Annotated in this window: 25 protein-coding genes; 14 read left to right on the forward strand and 11 right to left on the reverse strand. The window is 37.8% G+C overall.

Annotated elements, in window-relative coordinates; all coding sequences use genetic code 11:
• Nucleotides 1–86: 86 nt before the first annotated feature.
• Genes EGI26_RS07685 through EGI26_RS07695 form a run of 3 tightly spaced genes read left to right on the forward strand, consistent with a single transcriptional unit; the run spans nucleotide 87 to nucleotide 1,982 of the window.
• Entirely contained in the window at nucleotides 87–710 is a 624-nt protein-coding gene (locus EGI26_RS07685; RefSeq protein WP_255077509.1) for a 7-carboxy-7-deazaguanine synthase QueE, read from the forward strand.
• Nucleotides 711–729: 19 nt separating this feature from the next.
• Nucleotides 730–1,221 (forward strand): GNAT family N-acetyltransferase, encoded by a 492-nt coding sequence (locus EGI26_RS07690; RefSeq protein WP_255077510.1) that lies wholly within the window; start codon nucleotides 730–732, stop codon nucleotides 1,219–1,221.
• Between the two features lie 53 nt (nucleotides 1,222–1,274).
• Complete coding sequence (locus tag EGI26_RS07695; RefSeq protein WP_255077511.1) at nucleotides 1,275–1,982, forward strand: endonuclease/exonuclease/phosphatase family protein; 708 nt, start codon at nucleotides 1,275–1,277, stop codon at nucleotides 1,980–1,982.
• A gap of 131 nt (nucleotides 1,983–2,113) precedes the next feature.
• On the opposite strand, the gene EGI26_RS07700 is transcribed toward EGI26_RS07695, so the two are convergent.
• Nucleotides 2,114–3,046 carry an NAD(P)-dependent oxidoreductase gene (locus tag EGI26_RS07700; protein WP_255077515.1) on the reverse strand — a complete coding sequence of 311 codons (933 nt, stop codon included), beginning with the start codon at nucleotides 3,044–3,046 and terminating at the stop codon, nucleotides 2,114–2,116.
• Nucleotides 3,047–3,294: 248 nt separating this feature from the next.
• A complete protein-coding gene (locus EGI26_RS07705) occupies nucleotides 3,295–4,512 on the reverse strand; it encodes an RsmB/NOP family class I SAM-dependent RNA methyltransferase (RefSeq protein ID WP_255077517.1) in 1,218 nt (405 codons plus the stop codon).
• A 112-nt stretch (nucleotides 4,513–4,624) separates the two neighbouring features.
• On the opposite strand from EGI26_RS07705, the gene EGI26_RS07710 reads away from it, so the two are divergent.
• The 5 genes from EGI26_RS07710 to corA all read left to right on the forward strand — a co-directional run bounded on the left by EGI26_RS07710 (nucleotide 4,625) and on the right by corA (nucleotide 9,512).
• Entirely contained in the window at nucleotides 4,625–5,044 is a 420-nt protein-coding gene (locus EGI26_RS07710; protein WP_255077519.1) for an Rrf2 family transcriptional regulator, read from the forward strand.
• Nucleotides 5,034–6,386, forward strand: coding sequence for an aldehyde dehydrogenase family protein (locus EGI26_RS07715; protein ID WP_255077521.1), 1,353 nt, complete (start codon nucleotides 5,034–5,036; stop codon nucleotides 6,384–6,386). Before EGI26_RS07710 ends, EGI26_RS07715 begins: the two co-directional genes overlap by 11 nt.
• 65 nt (nucleotides 6,387–6,451) lie before the next feature.
• A complete protein-coding gene (locus EGI26_RS07720) occupies nucleotides 6,452–6,931 on the forward strand; it encodes a hypothetical protein (RefSeq protein WP_255077522.1) in 480 nt (159 codons plus the stop codon).
• Nucleotides 6,932–6,991: 60 nt separating this feature from the next.
• Nucleotides 6,992–8,413 (forward strand): ATP-dependent RecD-like DNA helicase, encoded by a 1,422-nt coding sequence (locus tag EGI26_RS07725; protein ID WP_255077523.1) that lies wholly within the window; start codon nucleotides 6,992–6,994, stop codon nucleotides 8,411–8,413.
• 10 nt (nucleotides 8,414–8,423) lie between these two features.
• Entirely contained in the window at nucleotides 8,424–9,512 is a 1,089-nt protein-coding gene (gene corA, locus EGI26_RS07730; RefSeq protein WP_255077528.1) for a magnesium/cobalt transporter CorA, read from the forward strand.
• Nucleotides 9,513–9,621: 109 nt separating this feature from the next.
• Here the strand turns inward: corA and EGI26_RS07735 are convergent, their stop codons facing one another.
• Both EGI26_RS07735 and EGI26_RS07740 read right to left on the reverse strand, forming a co-directional pair.
• The gene (locus EGI26_RS07735; RefSeq protein ID WP_255077530.1) at nucleotides 9,622–10,983 is read right to left on the reverse strand and encodes a hypothetical protein; all 1,362 of its coding nucleotides are present in this window, start codon (nucleotides 10,981–10,983) and stop codon (nucleotides 9,622–9,624) included.
• 28 nt (nucleotides 10,984–11,011) lie between these two features.
• Nucleotides 11,012–12,517 carry a hypothetical protein gene (locus tag EGI26_RS07740; protein ID WP_255077531.1) on the reverse strand — a complete coding sequence of 502 codons (1,506 nt, stop codon included), beginning with the start codon at nucleotides 12,515–12,517 and terminating at the stop codon, nucleotides 11,012–11,014.
• A 268-nt stretch (nucleotides 12,518–12,785) separates the two neighbouring features.
• Here EGI26_RS07740 and EGI26_RS07745 point away from each other — a divergent pair, with 268 nt between their 5' ends.
• Nucleotides 12,786–13,577, forward strand: coding sequence for a response regulator transcription factor (locus tag EGI26_RS07745; protein ID WP_255077532.1), 792 nt, complete (start codon nucleotides 12,786–12,788; stop codon nucleotides 13,575–13,577).
• Between the two features lie 47 nt (nucleotides 13,578–13,624).
• Here EGI26_RS07745 and EGI26_RS07750 read toward each other — a convergent pair whose 3' ends face one another.
• The 6 genes from EGI26_RS07750 to EGI26_RS07775 all read right to left on the reverse strand — a co-directional run bounded on the left by EGI26_RS07750 (nucleotide 13,625) and on the right by EGI26_RS07775 (nucleotide 18,820).
• Complete coding sequence (locus EGI26_RS07750) at nucleotides 13,625–13,960, reverse strand: LytTR family DNA-binding domain-containing protein (protein ID WP_255077533.1); 336 nt, start codon at nucleotides 13,958–13,960, stop codon at nucleotides 13,625–13,627.
• Nucleotides 13,961–13,970: 10 nt separating this feature from the next.
• Nucleotides 13,971–15,227, reverse strand: a complete 1,257-nt coding sequence (locus tag EGI26_RS07755; protein ID WP_255077534.1) for a hypothetical protein — start codon at nucleotides 15,225–15,227, stop codon at nucleotides 13,971–13,973.
• Between the two features lie 313 nt (nucleotides 15,228–15,540).
• On the reverse strand, nucleotides 15,541–16,173 hold the full coding sequence (locus EGI26_RS07760) for a response regulator transcription factor (RefSeq protein WP_255077536.1): 633 nt from the start codon (nucleotides 16,171–16,173) through the stop codon (nucleotides 15,541–15,543).
• A 58-nt stretch (nucleotides 16,174–16,231) separates the two neighbouring features.
• Nucleotides 16,232–17,302 (reverse strand): histidine kinase, encoded by a 1,071-nt coding sequence (locus tag EGI26_RS07765; protein ID WP_255077538.1) that lies wholly within the window; start codon nucleotides 17,300–17,302, stop codon nucleotides 16,232–16,234.
• A 40-nt stretch (nucleotides 17,303–17,342) separates the two neighbouring features.
• Nucleotides 17,343–17,996, reverse strand: coding sequence for a hypothetical protein (locus EGI26_RS07770; RefSeq protein ID WP_255077540.1), 654 nt, complete (start codon nucleotides 17,994–17,996; stop codon nucleotides 17,343–17,345).
• The gene (locus EGI26_RS07775; protein WP_255077541.1) at nucleotides 17,993–18,820 is read right to left on the reverse strand and encodes a hypothetical protein; all 828 of its coding nucleotides are present in this window, start codon (nucleotides 18,818–18,820) and stop codon (nucleotides 17,993–17,995) included. The genes EGI26_RS07770 and EGI26_RS07775 overlap by 4 nt, the downstream gene beginning before the upstream one ends.
• Nucleotides 18,821–19,025: 205 nt before the next feature.
• Here EGI26_RS07775 and dapA point away from each other — a divergent pair, with 205 nt between their 5' ends.
• The 4 genes from dapA to EGI26_RS07795 all read left to right on the forward strand — a co-directional run bounded on the left by dapA (nucleotide 19,026) and on the right by EGI26_RS07795 (nucleotide 23,422).
• Nucleotides 19,026–19,913 carry a 4-hydroxy-tetrahydrodipicolinate synthase gene (dapA, locus tag EGI26_RS07780; protein ID WP_255077543.1) on the forward strand — a complete coding sequence of 296 codons (888 nt, stop codon included), beginning with the start codon at nucleotides 19,026–19,028 and terminating at the stop codon, nucleotides 19,911–19,913.
• Between the two features lie 8 nt (nucleotides 19,914–19,921).
• Nucleotides 19,922–20,530 carry a phosphatase PAP2 family protein gene (locus tag EGI26_RS07785; RefSeq protein WP_255077546.1) on the forward strand — a complete coding sequence of 203 codons (609 nt, stop codon included), beginning with the start codon at nucleotides 19,922–19,924 and terminating at the stop codon, nucleotides 20,528–20,530.
• 178 nt (nucleotides 20,531–20,708) lie between these two features.
• Nucleotides 20,709–23,039 carry a cation-translocating P-type ATPase gene (locus EGI26_RS07790; protein WP_255077547.1) on the forward strand — a complete coding sequence of 777 codons (2,331 nt, stop codon included), beginning with the start codon at nucleotides 20,709–20,711 and terminating at the stop codon, nucleotides 23,037–23,039.
• Nucleotides 23,040–23,218: 179 nt separating this feature from the next.
• Nucleotides 23,219–23,422 carry a heavy-metal-associated domain-containing protein gene (locus tag EGI26_RS07795; protein WP_255077549.1) on the forward strand — a complete coding sequence of 68 codons (204 nt, stop codon included), beginning with the start codon at nucleotides 23,219–23,221 and terminating at the stop codon, nucleotides 23,420–23,422.
• A 14-nt stretch (nucleotides 23,423–23,436) separates the two neighbouring features.
• Here the strand turns inward: EGI26_RS07795 and ispF are convergent, their stop codons facing one another.
• A complete protein-coding gene (ispF, locus tag EGI26_RS07800) occupies nucleotides 23,437–23,916 on the reverse strand; it encodes a 2-C-methyl-D-erythritol 2,4-cyclodiphosphate synthase (RefSeq protein WP_255077551.1) in 480 nt (159 codons plus the stop codon).
• Nucleotides 23,917–24,050: 134 nt separating this feature from the next.
• Here ispF and EGI26_RS07805 point away from each other — a divergent pair, with 134 nt between their 5' ends.
• Entirely contained in the window at nucleotides 24,051–25,286 is a 1,236-nt protein-coding gene (locus tag EGI26_RS07805; protein ID WP_255077552.1) for a pitrilysin family protein, read from the forward strand.
• The last annotated feature ends 97 nt before the right edge of the window (nucleotides 25,287–25,383 follow it).

The raw sequence follows: 25,383 nt of genomic DNA on the forward strand, positions 1-25,383 counted from the left end.
GAAAAATTCTTTTGTGAGCGTGAAAAACAAAATTGCTTACAGTAGATAACACTAAACACTAATTTTCTGTTTAATTTTGTAATGAAATGCAAGAAATTAAAATAGATTTATCGGAAAAGCTACCCATAATGGAGGCTTTTTATACCTTACAAGGGGAAGGTTTTCACAGTGGTAAGGCCGCTTACTTTATCAGGCTTGGTGGTTGTGATGTTGGCTGTGTGTGGTGTGATGTGAAAGACTCTTGGGATGCAAATGCTCACCCGAAAGTAGCTGTAAATGAGCTGTTGCAGAACGCCAAGGCCAATAGCGGAAAATTGGTAGTGATAACTGGCGGAGAACCTTTGATGTATAATCTAGATAATTTAACGGCTGTTTTACAAAGTGAAAATTTCAAAACAAATATTGAAACTTCTGGAGCTCACCCTTTGTCGGGAAGTTGGGATTGGATATGTTTTTCGCCTAAAAAATTCAAAGAACCCTTGCCAGAATTTTATAAGACCGCTCATGAACTGAAAATCATTGTTTTCAATAAATCTGACTTTGATTTTGCAGAAAAACACGCTGAGAGAGTTAACGAAGATTGTATTTTGTACTTACAACCCGAGTGGGACAAACGTGAGCAAATGATGCCTTTGATAGTAGACTATATCAAAGAAAACCCAAAATGGCGAATGAGTATTCAGACACACAAATATTTAGATATTCCGTAAAATACTTATTTTCAATACCATGGAAATTAGAAAAGCACAAACAAAAGACATTCCGAGCATTCAGAAGATTGCTTTTGACACCTGGCCGAGTGCTTATGGCGATATTTTGGAGCAGTCTCAGATTGATTACATGCTGGATTTGATGTACAATTTGGAGGTTTTGGAGAAGCAAATGAACGAATCTCAGACTTTTTTAATCATCAAAGATGAGGAGCTTGATTTGGCTTTTATATCCTTTGAAACCAACTATGACAATCAGCCTCAAACAAAGATTCATAAAATATACATTAGTCCTGCCGCACAAGGAAAAGGCCTAGGGAAAATATTAATAGAAGAAACTGAAAGACAAGCGATTAATAAAAGAAACGAGTGTATTTTATTAAACGTAAATAGACAAAACAAAGCGAGATTTTTCTACGAAAAACTCGGGTTCAAAATTGCCTACTCAGAAGATATAGAAATAGGAAATGGATATCTGATGAATGATTTTGTGATGGTTAAGGAGATTTAAAGTTTAGGATTTAAATAAACAATATTATTGCCACAACGTAAATTAAAAAGAGATTGAAAATAGTAACTTGGAATTGTAATGGTGCATTCAGGAAGAAATTTGATTGTCTTTTGCACTATCAAGCAGATATTTATATTATTCAGGAATGTGAAAACCCCCTAGAGGCTAAACATAGTAAATATCTTGCTTGGGCCAATAATTATCTTTGGATTGGTGATACAAAAAATAAAGGGCTTGGTGTTTTTGCAAATCCGGAAACCAAACTTGAAGAATTAAATTGGACAAATAATTTTAATAATCATTCCGTAAAATACTTTTTACCTTGTAAAATAAACAATGACTTTGACCTACTAGCCGTTTGGACTCATAGAAACAATTCACCAAATTTTGGTTACATAGGTCAACTTTGGAAATATTTACAAGTAAATAAAAACAAACTAAATGGAGCTTTAATCGCAGGAGATTTTAACAGCAATGCTATTTGGGACGAATGGGATAGATGGTGGAATCATTCAGATGTGGTAAACGAGTTAAAAGAATTTGGAATTGAAAGCATCTACCATAAGTTGACTGGTGAACAACATGGTAAAGAATCTAATCCAACTTTGTATTTTCAAAAGAACCTATCAAGACCTTATCATATTGACTATATTTTTGGTGGATCAAAATTCACTGGTGGGATAAAGAAATTTGAAATTGGACAAGCCGACGACTGGCTTAAGCTAAGTGATCATATGCCATTATTTTATGAAACTGATTAGACAAAAAACAACAGCCTGCAAACTCAGTGAAGCAAAATACCTTTTAATTACTTTTTTCAAACATTTTTGAAAAATCCAACATTTAGAATTCTATTAAAATTCTGTAATATTGGCAAACCAAAACCTCTTCCCTACAACCCCAAAAACCTAGCAATCTTATCTTTCAGGACCGTATTAATCCTATTGTAAGATTCGAAAGTCCAGCCTGCGATGTGCGGTGTGATGATAACATTTGGGTGATTTTTTAGATAGTCAAAACTCACTTGTTGAGATTCTGAAAGTTTATTAATTTTCTCATTTTCTAGAACATCCAAGCAAGCTCCTTTTACTTTTCCAGTTTTTAGGGCATCTACCAAATCGTCTTGAACGACCAATTCTCCTCTAGCCACGTTGCAAAAGTAAATGTTCTTTGAAAACTTCTCAAAAAAAGCTTTATCCACCATTTTGTTGGTTTCGGTTGTGAGAGGAATATGCAAACTTAGGATGTCGGCTTCTCTAAATATTTCCTCCAGTGTAGATTCGGTAACATATTGATTTCCAAATCCATATCTATATTTATCGTAAGCCAATATTTTACAACCAAACGCTACCAAACGAGAGGCTGTTGCTTCACCGTTATTACCAAAACCTATTATACCAACGGTCTTTCCAAATAATTCCTCTCCTCTATTTTCTTCTCTTTTCCATAGGCCTTGCTTAATCTCTAGGTGAGATTTTTCTATTTTGTTGAAAAGGCTCAACAGCATACCAATCAAATGCTCAGCAACTGCAATTCGATTCCCTTCATTGGCAGCGAAAATTTCAATATTGCGTTTTTTGCAAGCATCAATATCAATCAAATCCAAACCTGCTCCTGCCCTACCAATGAACTTTAGTTTTGGTGCGTTTTGCAGGAAATCCTCGTCAATAAAAAACTTGCTTCTAATAATAAGACCTTCATAATCAGCTACTTTTTCTAAAACTTCTGACAAAGCAATATTCGGAAAATAATCCACTTCCAGGCCCAATTCCTCGGGCATGTGGACTATAGACTCGTGCATTTCGTCAACTATCAATACTTTCATGAGTATGGCCCTAATACTATTTCTTAAACGATTTAAAAACTTTTTTTTGATAGAAAACTTAGACTTCGGCTCCGCTCAGTCATCGTTCGGCGTTTTCTGTAACCTCTGACTTCGGCTCCGCTCCGTCATCGATAAACATTTCAGTGGTCTCTGACTTCGGCTCAGCTCAGTCATCGGAAAACATCGTCAAACAAACAACCAATAAACCAATAACCAGTCTACCAATAACCAGTCTACCAATAAACCAATCAACTACGCCCAATCAAAGCCATATAAAAACCATCAAAACCATCTTTGGCCGGAGAAACCTTATTCTCTTTTATTAGAAAATAGTCCGGATTGTTGGCCAAAAACTTCTCCACCTGTTTTTCGTTTTCAGACGGGAGAATAGAACAAGTTGCGTACACCATTTTTCCTCCAGATTTCAAAATCTTAGAATAATCTTGTAGAATAGTGGCTTGCACTTGCTTGATTTCCTCTAAAAACTCTAGTTTTAGTTTCCATTTTGCATCTGGATTTCGCTTTAAAACCCCCAAACCCGAGCATGGAACATCGAGCAAAAGTCTGTCTGCGGTATCTCTTAAACGTTTGATAGTTTTTGACTCTATTAACTTAGGCTCTATGTTACTCAAGCCGTTTCTCTTGGCTCTACTTTTGAGTTCTACCAATTTGTGTTCTTCCACATCAAGAGCAATGATTCTGCCTTTGTTTTTCATGATATTGGCCATGTGTAGCGTTTTGCCACCTGCTCCAGCACACGCATCTATTACTCTTTGTTCGGGCTGAATATCCAATAACTCCGAAATCATCTGACTACCAGCGTCTTGAACTTCAAAAAAACCTTTTCTGAACTCCTCCAAAGAGAATACATTCATGCGTTTTTTTAACAAAAGAGCCGAATCAACACCTTCAACCTCAGAGACTTCCACTTCCTTCTCATTCAAAAGTTTTATCAAATCCTCTTTCGATATTTTGGTGGTATTTACCCTTAAAAAGACTTCGGCCTGATTGCTCAGTGCTTCTAATTCTGCTGGCCAAGCCTCTCCTATTTCTTCCGAAATTTTTTCATCCATCCAGTCTGCTACCGAATATTTTATTCTTCGGTCTTTTTCTGCTTCGGCCCTTCTTTCGTTTATTTTTTCTATGTCAATTTTACCAAAAAGCGTACTACTTGACAAATCATAACCTTTGAAAATCAACCATATACCTATTAATTCCCTATAAGTTCCTGTCAGTTTATTGTTGACATCATCCTTGCCATAACAATAATTTATCAGTCGCCAGTTTCTGACTATATCGTAGGTATTTTCGGCAATAAATCCCCTATCTCTTGATCCCCATTTCGGATTTGACTTTAATATTCCAGAAATTGCCTTATCGGCTTTCCGGTTCTCTACAAAAATCTCAACCAAAGCCTTTTCGATGGCTTCTATTAAAGGTGGAAATAATTTTATAACTTTACTCATTATCTAAATTTTGTGCAAATTTACCAATAATAAGCTGTTTTATTCCTCTCAAATCTCAAAATGATTTTGTTTGGTATAGAATCAAAACTAAATTTGCTAAAACATCAACCCTATGATTTCTAAAAAAGCCAAATACGCACTAAAAGCTCTCACCAGACTTGCCGATGGGTACGAAGCTCATAAACCATTGCTAATAAGCGAAATATCAGAAAAAGAAAACATTCCTAAGAAGTTTTTGGAGGCGATTCTACTTGAACTTCGGAACAACGGAATACTCCAAAGCCAGAAAGGGAAAGGTGGTGGTTATTTGTTAAGAATTCCTCCAGAAGAAGTTACACTCTCGAAAGTCATCAGAATTATTGATGGGCCCATTGCTCCAGTTCTTTGTGTTTCCTTGAATTTTTATGGCAAATGTGACGACTGCAGCAATGAAGAAAAATGCAGAATAAGACCCATAATGGCACGCATCAGAGATGCCAATTTATCAGTGTACGACAATGTGACTTTAAAAGATATGTTGAATGATATTTAATAGTGTAAATCCTGCAAATGGGGAAATTTTAGCGAGTTTTGAGGAAGATTTTGATTATTTTTCGAAGATTAGACTAGGAGAAGAGACTTACAGCCGATGGGAAAAAACAGATATTAAAGAAAGAATAGCCTTGATTCTGAGCTTGGCTAATATTTTGGAGACTAGAAAAGTAGAACTGGCAAAAGAAATAAGCCTAGAAATGGGCAAAACGCTGAAGTCGGCCACTGCCGAAATAGAAAAATGTGCCGTTACGGCGAAATACTACTGTCAAATAGCGGAGGAACAACTCAAGTGTGTCGAGATAAATAATTATGCCCACAAGGCCTATTATAAATTTGAACCACAAGGGGGTATATTAGCCGTTATGCCGTGGAATTTCCCTTATTGGCAAGCACTTAGATTTGCCATTCCTACTATTTTAGCTGGAAATGTGGTTTTGCTGAAACATGCTCCGAATGTATTTATGTCGGCCACGAAATTGGAAAATCTCTTTACAGCGGCAGGATTTGAGAAGGGTATTTTTCAAAATCTTTTTGTTGACATTGACAAAATAGAATCTATCGTGGCAGATCCGTTTGTGAAAGGTGTGACTCTGACTGGAAGCAATTTAGCTGGTTCGTCATTGGCGAGTTTGGCTGGAAAGTATCTCAAAAAGTCTGTTCTTGAACTCGGCGGATCTGATCCTTTTGTGGTTTTGGCTGATGCCAATATTGAAAATGCCAGTACTTTTGCTGTAAAATCTCGCTTTCAGAATGCCGGTCAGACTTGTATAGCGGCCAAAAGATGGATTGTGGTTGAAGAGGTTTATGAAGAATTCGCGATGAATGTTTCAGAGAAAATAAACAAACTTAAAGTCGGTGACCCTTTTGAAACCGAAACCGACTTCGGGCCGATAGCAAGGCTCGATTTAGCCCAAAAAATTGAGAATCAAATAACTTTTTTGGTAAACAAAGGAGCAAAAAAGACGATTTCTGGAATAAGAAACGGTTGTTTTTTAGCCCCCACTCTTTTAGAAATCAGTAGAGAGTTGAGCCATTCATTTACCGAGGAATTGTTCGGACCTGTGGCCTGTATTATCAAAGCCAAAGACGCAGAGGAAGCTATAGAAATAGCCAATGAGACCAGTTTTGGTCTTGGAGCGAGCCTTTGGACTCAGAATTTAGAACACGGTGAAATGCTTTTGCAAAAATTTAATGCTGGCAATGTTTATCTCAATTCTATGGTAAAATCCGATGCCTCTATGCCATTTGGGGGTATAAATCAGTCGGGATATGGTCGCGAGCTTGGCGTGTATGGATTGCATGAGTTCTGCAATGTGAAATCATATATTATTGAAAAATAAAATCGTTTGGTCGTTAATAAACTTATGTCTAAATTTAAATTTTAAAATTAAACCCTCTTCTACTTATGGAAAACATTAGGCCTACATTTCTTACTGTCCTTTGCGTTTTGACTTTCTTGGGCAGTGCATTTGGAATTTACAGTGCTATTACCAATTACTCTGCTGCCGATATGGCTTCTGGACTAACACAAGAAGCTATGGAAAACGCCAAAGATCAAATAGAAGAACAAGCGGAAGACGAAAAATCAGCTGAAATGGTCAATAAAATTATGGACTCTGTATCGAACGATATTTCTGAGGTAAAAATTAAAAATGGTGCCATAGCTAGTGGTATTGCCAATATTCTAACATTGCTAGGAGCTGTGTTGATGTGGGGCTTGAACAAAAAAGGATTTTTTATTTATGTAGCAGGTACTTTGGTGGCCATAATAGCACCATTGGTAATTTACGACGGTTTTTTGGGCTTTATAGGCAGCGGAATGATTGCCTTTGTAGGTATTATATTCTGTGTGCTTTACTTCCTAAATATCAAGCACATGGCATAAATTGTTATTGATATTATTCTCCAAAAAGCCTACTCGTTAGGCTTTTTTTATTTTCTTAAAATGGCTAAAATATTGTCCTTCTCTGAATTACTTGCTGAAAACTTCCGACACTCTCCCACTCCGGGTCAAGCGGAGCTTTTTAGCTTGCTAGAAAAATTCATTGCCGACGATGACGAGAGGACAGCCTTTGTATTGAAGGGTTTTGCGGGTACGGGTAAAACGACGATTTTGGGTTCGTTTATAAAAAGTTTACCCAGCCACGGCTGGAAATACGCTCTGCTTGCACCAACAGGACGAGCAGCCAAGGTAATGGCCAACTACACTGGCGGAAAAGCACAAACCATTCACCGCAAAATATATAAACAGAAAGAAGACGCCAACTCCGGAAATTTGGTTTTTGAACTACAGCAAAACAAAGACGAAGGCACGATTTACATTGTCGATGAGGCCTCAATGATAGCCGACACGAGAGAATTTGGCAGCAATGGCCTGCTACACGATTTGGTAAATTTTGTGTTTAGTGGTACAGAAAACAAGCTGATGCTCATAGGCGATGAAGCTCAGCTTCCTCCTGTTTCTATGCCGCTCAGTCCGGCTTTGGATGTGGCTCATATTCAGGACTTTTATTATACCAAAGTCTACACCACCACTCTCAGAGATGTAATGCGGCAGGAGGCTAACTCTGGAATATTGACCAATGCAACCCTTTTAAGAGACCAATTGGGCCTTGAAAAACCAGAAATACAACTTATAACAAGGGGATTCAAGGATATTTTTAAGATGACGGGCGAAAAACTGGAAGACGGTATCAGGTACGCTTATGACAAATATGGTCCTGAAAACACCATTGTGCTGACACGCTCGAACCGCAATGCGGTACAATATAACCGACTGATTAGAAACCAAATAAACTACTCAGACACGGAACTCGACAATGGAGATATATTAATGGTAGTGAAAAACAATTATACTGTTTTGGGCGATGATTCTGAGGCTGGTTTTGTGGCTAATGGCGAGTTTGCGATAGTTAGGCGAATAGGGCGAGAAGAAGAAATGCACGGTTTTCGGTTTCAAAATGTCACGCTTCAGCTGTTAGATTATCCCGATGAACCTACTTTTGAATCCTTGATAATTCTGGACACTTTGTATTCAAATTCGCCCAGTTTGACCCAGGAAGAAAACAAAAAACTGTATGAAAGTGTAGCCAAGGATTATTTTTGGGTGAAATCGAGACGGGAGAAGAGCAAAATGATAAAAGAAGACAAGTACATGAGTGCCTTGCAGGTGAAGTTTGCCTACGCTCTCACTTGTCATAAAGCACAGGGCGGCCAATGGAACGCAGTCTTTATAGATCAAATATATTTGCCAAACGAAGAAATAGACATAGAAATAGTGCGATGGCTTTACACGGCCATAACAAGAGGAATAAGTGAGGTATTTTTTGTAAATTTCCAGTCGGCTTTCTTCTTGGAAAACAAATGATGACAATTTTATGGGAAAAGTAAAACCAAAAAACAGGCCCAAAACACCAAAGCACGAAGTTTTTTCGTCGGCAGGGACGGCCAAGTACATAGGAAAACCCATTGAGGGAGAATCTACCATCACTATTGTGGACTACAGTGTGGAGGGAGTTTTGATAACACAAAATCCTGCAATAGAGGAAATAAAGGGGCTTTTGGATGCCAAAATGAACCACTGGATAGACATTGAGGGTATTCATAACAAAGAAAACATCGAAAAAGTAAGCAAGATTTTTGGTCTGCATCCCTTGATGATGGAGGATATTTTGAACACTACCCAAAAAGCCAAACTCGATCATTACGAAAAAAACAATCAGTTGTTTTTGGTCTTAAAAATTCCGTTCAGAAACAAAGAGACTTCGGAAATAGAAACAGAGCATGTTTCAATTGTTTTAGACGAGGACTTTGCCATCAGTTTTCAGGAATTAGACCACCACAACATATTTAAGCCCATTTTGCTTAGAATGGACAGAGAAAACAGCAAAACTAAAAAGAGCAAATTGGACTATCTTTTTTACTCATTTATAGATATTGCGGTAGATAATTATTTTGTGGTTTTGAACGAAACCGAAGAGAAACTTGAAGAACTCAGCGACCAAATACTATCTAATGCACACTCGGCTCATCAGAATCAGTTGTTTTATATAAAAAGGGAAATAAACGCACTTAGAAAGGCACTTTTCCCTTTGAAAGAGATTATAAATCAGTTGATTAGAGATGACAATAGCCTCATTCACCAGGAAACCAAAGTGTACCTGAAAGATGTGCTGGACCATGTGCTAGAAAATCTCGAAGCCATAGAAACCTTTAAAGACGAAATTGAGAACCTTTTGGTCAACTATCATTCACAGTTGAGTAACCGTATGAACTCCGTCATGAAAACCCTCACGGTTTTTACAGCTATTTTTATGCCTTTAACGTTCATTGTGGGTATTTACGGTATGAATTTCGAACACATGCCAGAGCTCAAAGAACCAAACGGATATTTCTATACTTTAATAGGCATGTTTGTTCTAGCGGTAGGTTTATGGGTGTATTTTAGGTGGAAAAAGTATATTTGAGCTATTTTGACTAACTCATTACCTACTTTGTTAAATTCTTAACGAGTATTTGAAAAAAAACGCAAAGACAGTTCTTTCACCCTTGTGTCTTTCTCTAATTCATTAAAACCTAGAAATGCTTCAAAGCTAGCGTATTCTCTAAAAAAGGAATATTTGCTGCAGGACATTTCGATCCGGGTGTTTTATATTCCTGCATTTTTTCGAAAAGTTTCAAAGAGCCTGAGGTCGTAAGTCCCAAGAAACTGAAATTATAACCAGCTTCTGCTTTTAAGGTAATTCTGGTGCTGTTGCATGGGCCAGGCATAAAAGGCAAACCGCTTTCGAAATAACTTACAACACTTGTATTTGTCAAGAAATACGGAACTACTACTGTGTCAAAAATTCCAATTTCGAACCTTGGAAACTCTAGACCAACCCCCACCCCAACAATTCCTGTTGAGGCCGAACCTGTTTCTCCAATAATTGAGGGATTAAAATTGGCCATAGTTGCTCTTGGAGTCAGACTATTGTTTTCATAGGAAAAGCCATTTGTGCCAGAATAGGCGAGTTTCAGGTTGGCTTGGCAAGTGCTGTTGGCCGAAATTTCAGGATAAACTTTCAAAACACATTTGATTCTGTAAGTCACTGGAATAACTCCGTGAACCACCATCACACGCATAAAATTTATGGGAATTTCGAAAGCTGCATCGGCATTTGACATAGATAAAAAAGCATATTTCGCTTCTATTTCCCCATTGATGTCATTATGACTTTCAGAGTAGGTATTTAAGCGGCTATTTTCTACATTAATCTGGCTCTCTATATTGAAGTTTGAAATGAAACCTTTGAATTCAATTGCACCCAAATTACCCTTTTTGGCTTTCAGATTCAGTCCGAGTTTTCGGTTATCACCCGAAGATTCAGGTGCAAGAGCTAATTCTACCTCCCAACCGCTTATTTCGCCTTTGTAAGTCCATTCTTGTGTACCTTCAATGTGTTTGACTCTGGCACCTTTTTCATTGTTGATGTCTATTATAGAAGAGCTTAGCACCGAACTATTCCATTGAAAAGCTGTTTTGTAATCAATCTTTGCCGATTTATAATAATCCACAAACTTGGCAGCAGTGGTTTTCACTATTATTTTTCCACCTGATTCTGTGACATTACTTATTTTCTTGAGTGAATGCCCCGTAAACAAAACGACTGATCCTGTTTTTAATGACTTTAGTTCACTTGCTCCACTTTTAAATGTCATTTGACCCGTGGCTTTATCAAAACTTTCGAAACTCTCAGTCATTGTTTCCAATGGTACCTCTGCCGTATTGGCCTGTTTCACTACATTAGAAACCGTTCCTTGGTCTGGTTCGAAAAGCCTGTTTTGGCCTATTGTAATGCTCTTTTCTTCAGGAATTACGTCTCCATCTGATTTTTTGCATCTGATGCCAAAGACTGATAGAGCTAGTATGAGGGTGAGAGCTGTTAGTTTTTTCATGGGTGATGATTGTTTTATGGCGTATGAGTCACTGCTTGATAACTAAAATATTGAAAGTGATGCCTACGGGCATGGCTGTATTGTCAGTGAGATGAATTTCCCAGTTGCTTCCATTCCAATAAGTAGCGAATTGTTTGTTAAGATAAGAACCACCAGTATATTCATAAGTTACTATCAAGATGTCAGTTGAACGATTAGCCATGGTAGTATTTACGATACCGAATGAATTACCAGAAATGTAAGTAGATATAGTTACAATCTTAAAAGCTGCTTTGTTTGTGCCTGCTACTTTTATGCCGCCTGTGACCTCTAAGGCCGTTCCTAAATTTGTTAGGTTGACCGCAAGTAAAGCTGAAGATGAAACTGAGTTATTCACTATGGTTAGACCTCTGCCTGTGCCGTTGGTTTGAACACTAACTGCGTCCGAACTGCTCGATGGATTGTTGATAACAAAGCTGGCAGCAGTTCCAACTCCCGTATTCTGACCTAAAATAGCCGCACCCTGATTATTTGAATAAGACCTCAAACTGGGAGTTGTATTTGTAGATTTGGTAGTTTGAAAATAACCCGCCGAACCAACTCCATTCGTAGTTGAATGAATAGTATTACTATTGCTGTTAGCATTATAAATTCCAAATACGCCACCAATGCCAGTTCCAAAGTTGTTAACTATCAATGAGGCACTGCTATTCCCAAGACCAGGAATAGTGAATTCACCGGCTGCACCTGTACCTACATTTTCACTTTTTAAACTTACACCCGATCCATTTGACCTTGAGAAAACAGCATTGCTTGTATTTGAACTATTAACAATCGAAAAATTCCCAGCCCTTCCCAAACCGTTGGTTGTTGCATTCAATGCTTCCGCTCCACTCAAATTATTTGATATTGTAAAAAGACCAGCACTACCATCGCCATAGGTTGTGGACTTTAAAGCTACTCCCGCACCGTAGGTCTCACTCTCCAAAGATGTTTGTCCGTTTGAGCTTACGGGAATCCTAAAAAATCCTGCTTTCCCTTTTCCACCATTTATTGATTCAATGGCATCACCGTTTCCATTAGTTTGGGCAGATAGAGCTGCTGCATTATTGCTTGTGTTTTGAATATAAAAAATCCCTGAACTACCCAAACCACTGCTCTGTGAGGAGATGGTTGCACCACTTCCCCAATTGTTGCCTCTTATTACGGGGTCTGGGTTTGAGGCTATACCAGATTCAAAGGCAGCTACGCTTCCTGAGGTTCCTATATTTCCAATATAAAAAATATCAGAGGAGCCGTTAAAGTTTTGAGAAAACGGCAGTGCTAGACTACCGGAAGTATTGGTCCAACTGGATCCATTATAATACCAATTGGAAGCCGTGGCCATATTATAAACCATCATGCCTTGCTGACCTGTTGGAATTGCTGCTTGAATAGCGATCAAGTCGGCATATCGTGGCAATTTCACAGATTTTGGGTCTATTTCGGAGGCTTGTTGTGCCAAAGTGGGAATAGTGAAAAGGCTTAAAATTAGAATTTTGATGAAGTTTTTCATGTTTTTTGGGTAAAAATCTGGAGACATAACATTTGTATTTTATTTTTTGGAATTTCTACTTTTTTGGCAATCGGAAAATTAGATTGAGGAGGGCATTTTAATTTTTGAGAGTTTCAATAATTTAAGTTTCAAAGTTCGTATTTATGCTTCAGCTTGGAAATGACAGATATCTGTCATTTTTTCCTATATTTGATACTGAAGAGTAGAAAAATATACGCTAAGAGCAAGAAATGACTTGGTAAATGGATAAAATAGAATTAGAATAGTTATGAATGTACTCAGTCCTTTATCTGTCAATGAGTTTATAAATATTGCCAAAAACGAAAATGAAATTCTGATTGGTGATTTTGAGGAGTATTTCGAAAAACAAATAGAAGAAGCCTCCAATTATGCCATAGGGCCGTATTTTTGGTTTATTGGCGATAATTCAACGCTCATGATTACGGCAGCAAGTCAAAACATACGTGAGCTTACACCACATAGGCATGAGGTTTGGACCAAAGGAAACACCCTCTTTTTTGCCGAAAATATTCACCCCGACGATCGTTTTTTTGTTTTGTCGGCTTTTAAACTGGCTGTTGAAAAAATAGAACAGTTACCCACCGAAAGGCAAACCTCGGTTCGGCTGAATATATATGCCAGAATGTTGAACCTCAAAGCCGAATATCGGTGGGTTTTGATACAAATGCCCCGCCTTTATATCAATGAACAAGATCGCACCACCGTCGGTTTTATACTGGTAACCGACCTTTCTCATCTTGAGTTTGTAAAAAGACCAACTTTGATGACCCTTACAGACAAAGTCAATAACCAGAATCAGTATTTTCACATCGCCAGTGACCTCACAGAACTTGTGGTGGTCGATTTGCCCAATATCACTAAAAGAGAGCAAGAAATACTGACCTTAATGGCCAAAGGCCTCAACTCTCCGGCCATCTCCGAAAAACTATGTCTTTCTTATCATACAGTAGAAAACCATAAGCGTAATATCCGACGAAAAACCGAAACCAAGACTTCTGCCGAACTCATTGATTATGTTTGGAGAAACAATCTCATTTAGTCTCTTATTTAATACCCAAAATGTCAAAGAACTCTATTTACTAAACCTTAAGCCAAGCCACTATTTCGCCAGGCTTTTTCCATTCTTCTTGAAAACACTATTTTCCTTTCCCCTGGCAAAAACAGCGTTTGATTTTCTATTTTTTCTACCAAATCAAGATTAACTATACTCTGGCGGTTTATTCTGACAAAATTTTTGAAAGGGCTAAGCCGATTTTCAATGATTTTGAGCGTAGTAGAACTCAATATTTTCTTGCCATTGGCCAAAATAATTTGGGTATAATTCAAATCCGATTCCAAATGCAAAATTTCATTTGGGGCGAGGTATTTGCGGCTGCCCATATGTACTTGCGGGCAGTTTTCTATGTATTTTATGGTTTCCATGGTATTTGATTTATTCCGTGTAGGTTAGCACTACTTTTATAGGTCTGCTAAGTATATTGCCGCTATTTGTCGGGTTGTTGTACACCCTTATGTTTACAGAGTTGATTTCTGTATCAAACTGGCGTTCAGTAAAATGCAGGTGATTGCTTTTTACCCATACTCCACCTCCTACAACTTCCACCAATACTGTGTAATCAATTATCTTGGAGGCAGTTAGTCCATGTGGGAAACTAGAATCGCCACCTTCCAAAGCCGACGTGGTGCTGGTAATTGTCTTCATTTTTATTTTGGGTGCCGAGGTTTCACTTCCCAATTTTGTGTAACCTGCCACTTCAACATTTCCATTGCCTTTCAGGTCTAGAATGGGCGTGGTTCCGTTATAATCAAAGGAAAGAAAGTTATTGGCAGCAGTGCCGCTGTTCAAATTAAAGTATTGTCCAAAATATCTACTTCCCGTTACGTTGGTCATTTTTATCATTCCGTTGTTGGCATCCACGGCAGTTATTAGATTAATATGTGGTTTTACGAAACCGTCCTCTGTATCATGGAATATCTGAAACCTGGCGGTAGGAGCACCACCGAGAAAACTATTAATGCCAACATTTCCAGTTGGAGTAATATTTACCACTGGGGCATTATTTGCTCCTAAAAAGAGCTGCGTATTTTCTTTGTTCATCACCCTAGCGGCGTTGGGGTGTAAGAAGTCAGTATTTGATAAAATTTGCAACTCCAGGCCATCTCCATCAAGACTTTCGGTATTTACAGAGGTTAACTTAATGTTGGCCATGGTTCCACTGTTATTTTCATGAACATGTAGGTTTTTTGTTTCGGTATGAATTCCAACGCCCACTTTTCCAAAAGGATTCAAAACTAGAGAGGGATGGGCAGAAGATCCGTAGGCAAATAGCATATAATCATCAGAAATGCCAGTATCGAAAACATCCCCCTGAATATCCCAATAACGATTATTTGGAGGTGTTGAGGCTGAGCCTATCATTCTAATTCTTGGATAATTGCCCCCTGTTTCTTTAATCAATAAATGCACTTTAGAGTCTGTATTACCTACTCCTGCAATTTCATGAAAAGCGGAAAAATTTGTAACGGCTACACTTTTTGCTCCTAATCCTCTCTGGGTAGAGATTTTAGATTCAGATAGAGATTCGGTGTTTGTATTTGGAGAAACAGTTGAAGTGGCCTCCTTGCTTTGCTGCGAGAAAACAGGCATGGAGAATGAAAGGACGAGCAATGAATAAATAATTTTTTTCATGATACTTAAAAGTTTATTGTAGTACAATACTGATGTTTACTTATCTAATACACAATGACTGATATCTATCAGATAATCAGGGCTTTAATATTTACAATATTCATTTTTTCTGTAGAGAAATGATTCGAGTCTAGCAATGACAAACCCTATTAACAGATGAATAATTATGTCTCAAATTTCCGTCAAAAAAAAACGCCTGTCAATTACATGATGATGTAATGGCCTAGAAATAAATAGCTTGTAGAAATAAAAAAACTCAAATTTCCTTTTTAAGAAAAATGAGTTTTTACTAGAAGGAAGAAAATATTTTGGATCAAATAATTTTTTCGAGAATGGCCTTGGCCACTGCTTCGGTCTGGGAATGTACGTGCAGTTTTTCGTAAATATGCTTTATATGGGCTCTTACAGTGTCTATTCCAGTTCCTATTTGGCCGGCAATCATTTTGTAGCTCAGGCCTTTCACAAGATTCTCCAGCACTTCCTTCTCTCTTTTAGTGAGCTGATAGTCATGCATTTGTACATCTTTGGCAGACATAAACTCTAATACTTTCCTGGCTATGGAAGCCGTCATGGGCACGCCACCCTGATGCACGTTTAGTATGGCGTCTACAATTTGCCCGGGTGGAGTTGACTTTAGAAGATAGCCGTTAGCTCCAAGCTGCAAGGCCTCAAAAATATACTCTTTGCTGTCAAACACAGTCAACATTACTATCTGAATATCTTTTGAATATTTCCTAACAGCCTGAATACCCACAAATCCGTTGGCTATGGGCATATCTATATCCATCAGTATTACTTCCGGACGATGCATTTGTATTTGATTATCAATATCTTGGCAGTTTTCGTAGGCTCCAAGTAACTCCACATCTGGCGTACTCTCTAGCAGAAACGACAAGCCAGATCTTAGTTTCTCGTTGTCCTCAAATAGCATTAATTTGATAGGCATGGCGTTTTTTATTGCAATTTTACAGATATTTTTTCAATTCGGCTATTACACGATGATGTTATACGGGTAGACTTAACATTATCGCTGTACCTTCATTTTTAGTAGAATTTATGGTCAATTTCCCGTTCAATAGGCTTGCTCTTTTCGACATATTGACAATTCCGTTTCCTTTACCTTTGGTTTCTATGTCAAATCCAATGCCATCATCTGTCATTTGTAATTCTAGGTGTTGCTCTGCTCTTAATATACTAACCGAAACATGCCTTGCCTGAGAATACTTAGCCGCATTGTTTACGGCCTCTTTAAAAATCATATAGAAATCATAATATTTATGTGATGCCCACTGAATATTTTCGAGGCTTTTACTCGTTATCAGTTCATAATCAATATCTTTGGGCTCTAGCACTTTACCTAAAAACTCGTTCATTCTGACCGTCAGTTGTTCAAAATTATCGTTCAGTGTTTTGTTCGTCCATACAATATCGCTCATATTGTCCAAGGTTTCCTGGGCATTTTCAGATATTTGGCTCAAGAGTTTCTTTGTCTTCTCAGGAGCTTTCTCTAGGTTGTTTTGTGCAGCTTGGGTTAAAATAGCGATGCTACTGAGGGTTGAGCCGACATCGTCGTGTAGATCACGAGCTATTTTGTCTTGCACTTTGTGGGTTTTCATTTTTTGCCTAAAACGATACAGGAAAAACAAATAAAAAATTAAGCCAATGACCGTAAAAATATAGACCATAATGGATGGGATAAACCACCATTTTTGCCAAAAAGCCGCCTTAATCTTAAATTTAATAGAAGTTTGGGCATTCGTATTTTGGTTTTTTACATGAAAAACATAATTACCACCGTACAAATTTGAATAGCTCATGAACCCTTCAGAGCCGACTGAGATCCAATTGATATTATCCGAGCCTTCAAGTTTGATAACAAAGTTTGGTGTTTTTTTTCCAGAGGAATCGCTGAAATTGATACCTATATGTTGTGGTTTATAGTCTAAAACAATGGGCTTTGAGCAGTCATAAACGGTGCTGTCATCAAATACTTGAAACCGGGTAATTTGTATATTTGGCTGAGAAAAGCCATAAATGTAAGACAGTAAAAGACATACAAAAATTTGGAATTTCATTAAGGTTAGTCTAAGTGTCTAGTAAATTATACAAATGGCTCTAAACCACCAAACTTGCATGATATTTTTTGGTTTTCCAAAACCCAACACACAGCAAAGCTATTTTTATAAATCCAAAAACTGGCGTAATGTAATCCCAAAGAATAAAGAAAAATTGGCGATTGACCGCATAAAGCCACCCATTGGCCACAGCCAGCAAAAAGTCAAATATTACATATATGAGTGTTCCCAAAACAATCCAAAATAGAGGGTAATTTCGCAAGGACTCTACTTTATCATCTTTGAGGATTTGGCTCAAAGTGATTATCAAAAAGACCGTCATCAACAAATCAGAAACACCAAACAGGTACTGGTTCATGTAAATTCCGTGAACGGCAATATCTACACAAATACCTGACAAATAAACAATTAAAGAGGAAACAACTAATCTTTTGTTCCAAACAGAATTAAAAATATAGATAAAGAAGAAGGTTCTGAAAATAAAATTTGTGGCGGCATTGATATAAATCATAAAGTGATTGTTGATACCTTTTTCTCCCAATTTTATAGAAACCAATCCATAAATACTGGCAATAATCATCCCGCCCAAATACCACAGAAGGCCTTTTTCGAGGTATTTTAGATGAAGCAGAGCAATCAAAATAGGCAAGAACTCGGCGTAGGAGGATATTTGATACAGCCAGTCGCTCATCATTGTCTACAATAAGTTGGACACGGACGAGATCCGCCCATTTTTGTTAGCGTTTTTCTCATCGGTTCAAAAACATTGTCATGCAATGCTGTGCCCAGAAACTCTACTGATTTGTTCGTTTTTATGGCTCTGATTAGCAGTACTTTGTTTTTATCTCTCGTAACCCGAACTTCAATTTCCAAAGAAGCGATATCATTTTTGACTAATCCAGATTCCGAAACCAACTTTCGAAATATTAGATTTCTTCCAATATAATATCCTCTAATACCTGCTTTATTAGTCAGTTTTAACAAATCCTTTTCATTTTTTGAAGTAAATGGACTTAACCTATTGAACTGTGCTTTTTCGGTAGAGTTTAAAGTCAAAAAAGATTTATCGATGTTCTTATATCCAACATTTTCTACCAATTCGCCAACCCTAAAAATGTTTAAATCTGTTTTTTCAGTTCCGAATTCTATCATCAGACCCGATATCCCATTTTCTCCCGCGAAGTTAGGATCATACAGAAATTTCGTGAGTTTATCTTTTGTAATTCTGAATGTCGCATCATAAGTAGTAACATCCAAAACATCTCTCTCTATATTACCTCCGAAGTCCAAACCGTTGTTTTTGCTTGAAAAGAGGTTTTCTACATCTGAATCCAGCTTGATTTGTTTTGCCACATAATCGTCATAAACAGATAGGTTCACGCGTTTATTAGCAGGATTAACAACTTTATTTTGATCTTTTACCTTCTGTGCCAAGCCGTCAAAACTCACTATTAGCGTGAGCAAAGTGATACAAAAACTTAATACGATTGCATGTTTTTTGTTAATTTTTATGGTCATTTTTAGTTTTATTTATGGATCAAAATTCGAGTTTTAATCATTAATAGTCAATTACATGAATATGTAAGTCTTTACAATTTATAAAATCGAAATTCAAGAAAAAAAACCAAATTTCCTATTTATTCAAAATATGCATGCTGAGGTTTCAGATTCTTGCCTTATCATTTTAAAAAAATCCTTACTTTTGCAAAAAAAGATATACGAGATGGAACATCGCCTTAAAGGAGTTGGGGTGGCATTGATAACCCCGTTTAATGAAGACAATACAGTTGATTTCGCTGGTTTAAAGAAACTTATCGATTTTAACGCTGAAAATGGCACGGATTATTTGGTGGTAAATGGCACAACTGGCGAGTCTGCCACAACCACAAACGAGGAAAAACACGCCATTCTAGATTTTGTAAAAAAGAATAATTCCAGGCATTTACCGATAGTGTATGGCATAGGCTCAAACAATACCGCCGAGGTTATCAATAAGCTCCAAACAACGGATTTGACTGGTGTGGATGCTATTTTGTCGGTTTGTCCTTACTATGTAAAACCTTCTCAGGCCGGTATTATCGCACATTTTACGGCCATTGCCGAGGCATCACCACTTCCTATTATACTATACAATGTACCCGGCAGAACCGTAACGTCTATGCAGGTAAGCACTGTGATGGAACTCTCACAGCACCCCAACATAATTGGCCTCAAAGACGCTTCGTGTAGCATGGAAATTGCCTTGGAGCTTTCTAAAAAACTACCTGCAGAATTTCTGTTGGTTTCAGGAGATGACAATCTCGTAACTCCGCAAATCAGCTTAGGCTACAGAGGCGTTATTTCGGTTATAGCCAACGGTTTTCCTAAAGAATTCGCTGAAATGGTTCATTCGGCCTTGGATGGTGATTTCAAAAAAGCGTCGAAAATACAAGAACGTTTTCTGGATTTTGATACACTCCTTTATGTCGAGTCCAATCCGGTAGGTATAAAAATGGTCTGCGAAATTCGTGGAATCTGCGACGGAAGGGTAAGACTACCTTTGGTGAAAGCCACTGATGGATTGAAAGCTCAACTCATAGATTCTATGAAAAAAGAAGGTTTCTTAAATTGATGAAGTTAATGTTTATCTTTCTTTTTTGTATTTCTGGCCAGATTTTCGGTCAGAATATCGATATAAATATTCTGAAAGATATAAACCTAAACAGGTACAGCGGTGCTGATGCTTCAATGCAGTTTTTGACCAATACCTCAGACGTGGTGGCTGTAGGTACTCCTTTGGCTCTATTAGCAGTGGGTTTTATAAAAAACGATGCAGCCTATAAAAAAGAGGGCATAAATGCTGCTGTAGCCGTTATAGGCACCTACGGCGTGGGTTATATTCTCAAGAAATCGATCAATCGGAATCGGCCGTACGTAACTTATCCCTTTTTGCAAAACTATAAAATCGAAAACGACAGCTCTTTTCCTTCCGGAAGTACTTCTGTTGCCTTTTCAGCAGCCACCTCATTGTCTTTGAGTCATCCAAAATGGTACGTGATAGCTCCAGCGGCCCTTTATGCCACCGGAGTGGGTTATTCTAGGTTACATTTGGGTGTACATTATCCTTCGGATGTTTTGGCTGGTGCAGTATTGGGAGCTGGTTCGGCCTTTGTGTCAAGACAGCTAAACAAAATCTTGGTGAACGAGTTTAGAAAAAGAAAGGTGAAAAATCAACTTTCTAACAAATAATCTTGTTGATATTATAAATATGGTTAAAAGAGATAAAATAGTAGCATATCTAAAAAAGCTCGGTTGGGCTGGTTTTTTCTTTTTCTTGATAAAAGGGCTAACCCTATATGTGCTGCTACCGTATCTTATAACCAAGGGTTTAATAAACTGTGAATAAAAGCCTTACGGGCTTTGAAATATGACAAAGCACGAAATATTCTTTTCGACTGATATACAAGAAAATCTTCTCGAAACTTTAGATAAGCAGCTTACTTTTCCTCATCAACTGCGTAAAAAGTCATTGACTATCGACACCGACGAACTGAGTGATTTTTTACCAGAAGCAGTACAAGTACTCAGAAATAACGATGTGTCCTTTGAAACTCAAAAAAAGAGTTTCAAGGTATTGGGTTATAGCTGTGCTTCCTGTGCCAACAGTGCCGAAACTGTCCTGAAATACGTCGATGGCGTTTATAGTTCCTCCGCAAACTACGCCAATCACTCTGTAACGGTTGAATACCTTCCGCAGCTCACCAATCCCGATATTTTTAAAAGCAGCCTCAAAGAAATTGGCTTTGACTTGGTACTTGATGATAATTTTGAAAGTGCCAATCAGCAAAGATTCAAAACTCAGAAAAGGGATTTGATTCTTGCCAGTCTCTTTGCTATTCCGTTGTTCATAATTGGCATGTTTCTGATGGAATGGTCTAAGGGACAATATCTTATGTGGGCTTTAAGCACACCTTTGGTATTTTATTTTGGGAGACATTTTTTTATAAATACCTTGAATAAAGCCAGAAGAATGGAAACCAATATGGACACTCTAGTGGCACTTAGTACGGGAGTGGCGTATGTTTTTAGTGCCGTCAATTTACTTTTTCCTCATCTTTTTCATCAACATCACCATGCTCAAATCTACTTTGAATCGGCCGGAATTGTCATATTTTTTGTGCTTTTAGGCAAATATCTCGAAGATTCAGCAAAAAGTCGAGCCTCAGATTCTATCAAAAAACTCATGGAATTGGATGAGAAAAATGTAAAGATTTTGGTGGGTCAGCAAATTATAGAGAAACTTATAGACGAAGTCAATCCCGGCGACATTGTAAGGGTTTTACCAGGTCAGAAAATACCTTTGGACGGAAAAGTAATAGGTGGATTGTCAAGTGTAAACGAAAGTATGATAAACGGAGAACCCCTTCCGAAGACAAAAAATTTAGGCGACATAGTCTTTGCTGGCACCTTAAACGTAGAAGGAGTACTGGATTTTGAAGTGACAAAAGTGCATTCAGAAACTTATCTTGCGGCCATAATAAGTAAAGTTGAAGATTCTCTTTCGTCAAAAGCACCCATTCAAAAGAAGGTTGACAAAATTTCCAGCATTTTTGTACCCATCGTTATATCTGCTGCTGCATTGAGTTTTATGATTTGGTATTTTGTTTTTAACAATTCCAACATGGCTTTGTTGAGCTTCATAACGGTATTGGTAGTGGCTTGTCCATGTGCCATGGGTTTGGCCACCCCAACGGCCTTAATGGTGGGCATAGGAAAAGGTGCACAGAACGGAATTTTGATTAAAAATGCAGAATCACTCGAAAAAACTGGCAAAATAACCGACTTGGTACTCGATAAAACCGGAACAATTACAACGGGTAAGCCCAAGGTTTTGAATGTAATTTGGAAAGATGAATCAAAAAAATCGATTTTAGCTGCTTTGGAAGCCAATTCAAGTCATCCTTTGGCCAAGGCAATTGTTGAATTTCTACCTCAAAAGGACTTCATAAATATTCAGAATTTTGAAAATATTCCTGGAAAAGGAATAAAAGGACTTTTTGATGGTACACTTTATTTGGCTGGAAATAAGCAGTTTGTTTTACAAAACGATATAAAGATATTGAATAACGACTTTGAAGATTCTGAAAATTCATTGGTATATTTTGCAACGGAAAAAGAACTTTTGGGAATTATAGAAATCGGAGATGAACTAAAACCCGAAATCCAAAAACACCTCAATGAAATCACGAATCAAGGAATTAGAATTCATTTACTTTCTGGCGACAATATATTGGCTGTTAAAAACATGGCCCAAAGACTTGGTATTTCTGATTATAAAGGAGACGTTTTACCAGAACAAAAAGCCGATTATATAAACTCATTAAAGGCTCAAAACAAGGTAATTGCGATGGTAGGCGATGGCATAAACGACACCCTAGCATTTACACAAGCCGATGTGTCAATAGCCATGAGCGATGGAGCGGATGTGGCCAAAGAAGTTGCTGATATAACAATTTTGGGCAATGATTTGTCGAGAGTAAAAAAGGCAATAACTTTGTCGAAGAATACATCAGCCACTATCAACCAAAACTTGTTTTGGGCGTTTTTCTATAATGTACTCGCCATCCCGGTTGCTGCTGGAGTATTGTTCCCGAGTACTGGATTTCTGATGCAACCCATGTATGCCAGTGCCGCCATGGCCATGAGTTCGATTAGCGTGGTGGCCAATAGTTTAAGATTAAAATTAAAAAACACATAGGTGTATCGTGAATTGGAACACGGATTACACTGATGGGACATGGATTAACAGAGATTTCTTTTAATTAAAATTCGACGGCCGCAATAAAGATTTTATCCGTCCGGGCCGCCGGTGCGGTCAAATTCGTTAAATCCGTGTTCTATAAAGAAGGGTGTTCCAATATTAAACAGACAAACAAAATGAAATTCAAATCAAATATCAATTGCCAGAACTGCGTAGCTAAAGTAAAAAATACGCTTGACACTCTTGTAGGAACAGACGCATGGAAAGTTGACACAGAAAACCCCGATAAAATCTTGGATATTTCCAGTACAAATGCCTCAGCAGTAGAAGTGGTAAATAAGCTCAAAAGAATTGGCTTTTCGGCGGAATTAATAGATTGAAATTTCTACAAAAATCAGTCTTTAAAAAGTAAACAAACGGCGTGGGCTTCGAGGCCTTCTTTTTTACCAACAAAGCCCATGGTTTCGGAGGTGGTGGCTTTTATGGAAACGTCATCTGGCTCAATATTACAACATTGGGCTATGGCAATTTTCATTTCGGGTATGTATTTACCTATTTTGGGTTCTTCCAAAATCAAGGTACTGTCTATATTTCCTACTTTATAGCCCTTTTCACCTATCATTTCGGTCACTTTGGTCAGAAAAACCTTGCTGTCCATGCCTCGCCATTGAGGATCAGTATTTTTAAAATGCTTTCCAATATCACCTAAAGACAAAGCACCCAACAAAGCATCGCAAATGGCATGAAGCAACACATCGGCATCCGAATGCCCCATAGAACCAACTTTATGCGGTATTTTGATTCCTCCCAAACTCAACTCATATCCTTCTGCCAACTGATGCACATCGTAGCCGTGCCCTATTCTGAATTTCATATTTTATTAATTTAACCGCCAAGACGCTATGTCGGAAAGTATTCTTTTCCCTTCGACCAAATCTACTCGACTGGTTTCTTTTTATTTTTTTATCGTAAAATTAGCCATAAATTTACACCAAATTAAAGTATTTGATGATTCAATTCCAACATTTCGAACTCAACAACGGCCTAAAAGTTTACGTTCACGAAGACCCAACCAGCCCTATAGCTGCTTTTAATATTTGTTATAATGTAGGTTCTAGAGACGAAAACCCTGACAAAACAGGCTTTGCACACTTGTTTGAGCATTTGATGTTTGGTGGTTCTAAAAATATACCTTCTTACGACGAACCACTCCAAAGAGTTGGCGGCGAAAACAATGCTTTCACTTCACCTGATATTACCAATTATTATATTACACTGCCGGTTGAAAATCTCGAAACAGCATTTTGGCTAGAATCTGACCGAATGTTAAGTTTATCTTTCGACCCAAAAGTGCTTGAAGTTCAGCGAAGTGTGGTCATTGAGGAATTCAAACAACGCTATTTAAATCAGCCTTATGGTGATGTTTGGCTGAAACTAAGACCTTTGGCTTATCAAGTACATCCTTACAAATGGGCAACGATTGGCAAGGAAATCAGCCACATTGAAAATGCGACCATGGACGATGTCAAATCGTTCTTTTATTCACATTACTTGCCAAACAACGCCACTTTGGTAGTTGGTGGAAAGGTTACAGTAAGTCAAATAGAGAAATTGGCAAAGAAATGGTTTGGAGATATTCCAGTTGGTACAATATCTCCAAGAAATCTACCGATAGAACCAGTTCAAAACGAGGCTAGGAGATTAGAAACTACCGCCAAAGTTCCTTTAAACGCCATTTATAAGACTTTCCACGTCCCGGGTAGATACCACGACGATTATTATGCTGTCGATTTACTGAGCGATGTACTTGGAAGAGGAAAATCTGCCAGATTACATCAAAAACTAGTAAAAGAAGCAAAACTTTTTAATAATATCTCAGCTTACAGCACAGGTTCTCTAGACCCGGGTATGTTTGTGGTCAGCGGTAATCTAAACCAAGGAATAGACTTAAAAACCGCAGAAGATGCTCTAAATGAAGAACTTGAAAATATCAAGAATGCCAACATAACAGATATAGAACTAGACAAAGTAAAGCACCAAGCCCTTGCCACGGCGGCATTCGGAGAGGTAGAACTGCTAAACAGAGTGATGAATATCGCTTTTGCAGCCAACGCAGGGGATGTTAATTACTGTAATCAAGACAAAGATAAAATAGAAGCCATCACAGCCAAAATGATGCATGAGCAAGCAAATAAAGTGTTGAGAAGCGATAATTGCAGTACTTTGATTTATGGAGTGGAGTAGATAGAACAAGAATATATCTGATTACTAGGCAATTGATAAATCATAATTGCCTGATGAATAAAAACCTTTTAATAAAAAACTTTAGTTTTTGCCTATA

Origin of the sequence: Lacihabitans sp. CCS-44, from assembly GCF_024343735.1 — a bacterium.
In the GTDB taxonomy this organism is placed as follows: domain Bacteria; phylum Bacteroidota; class Bacteroidia; order Cytophagales; family Spirosomataceae; genus Leadbetterella.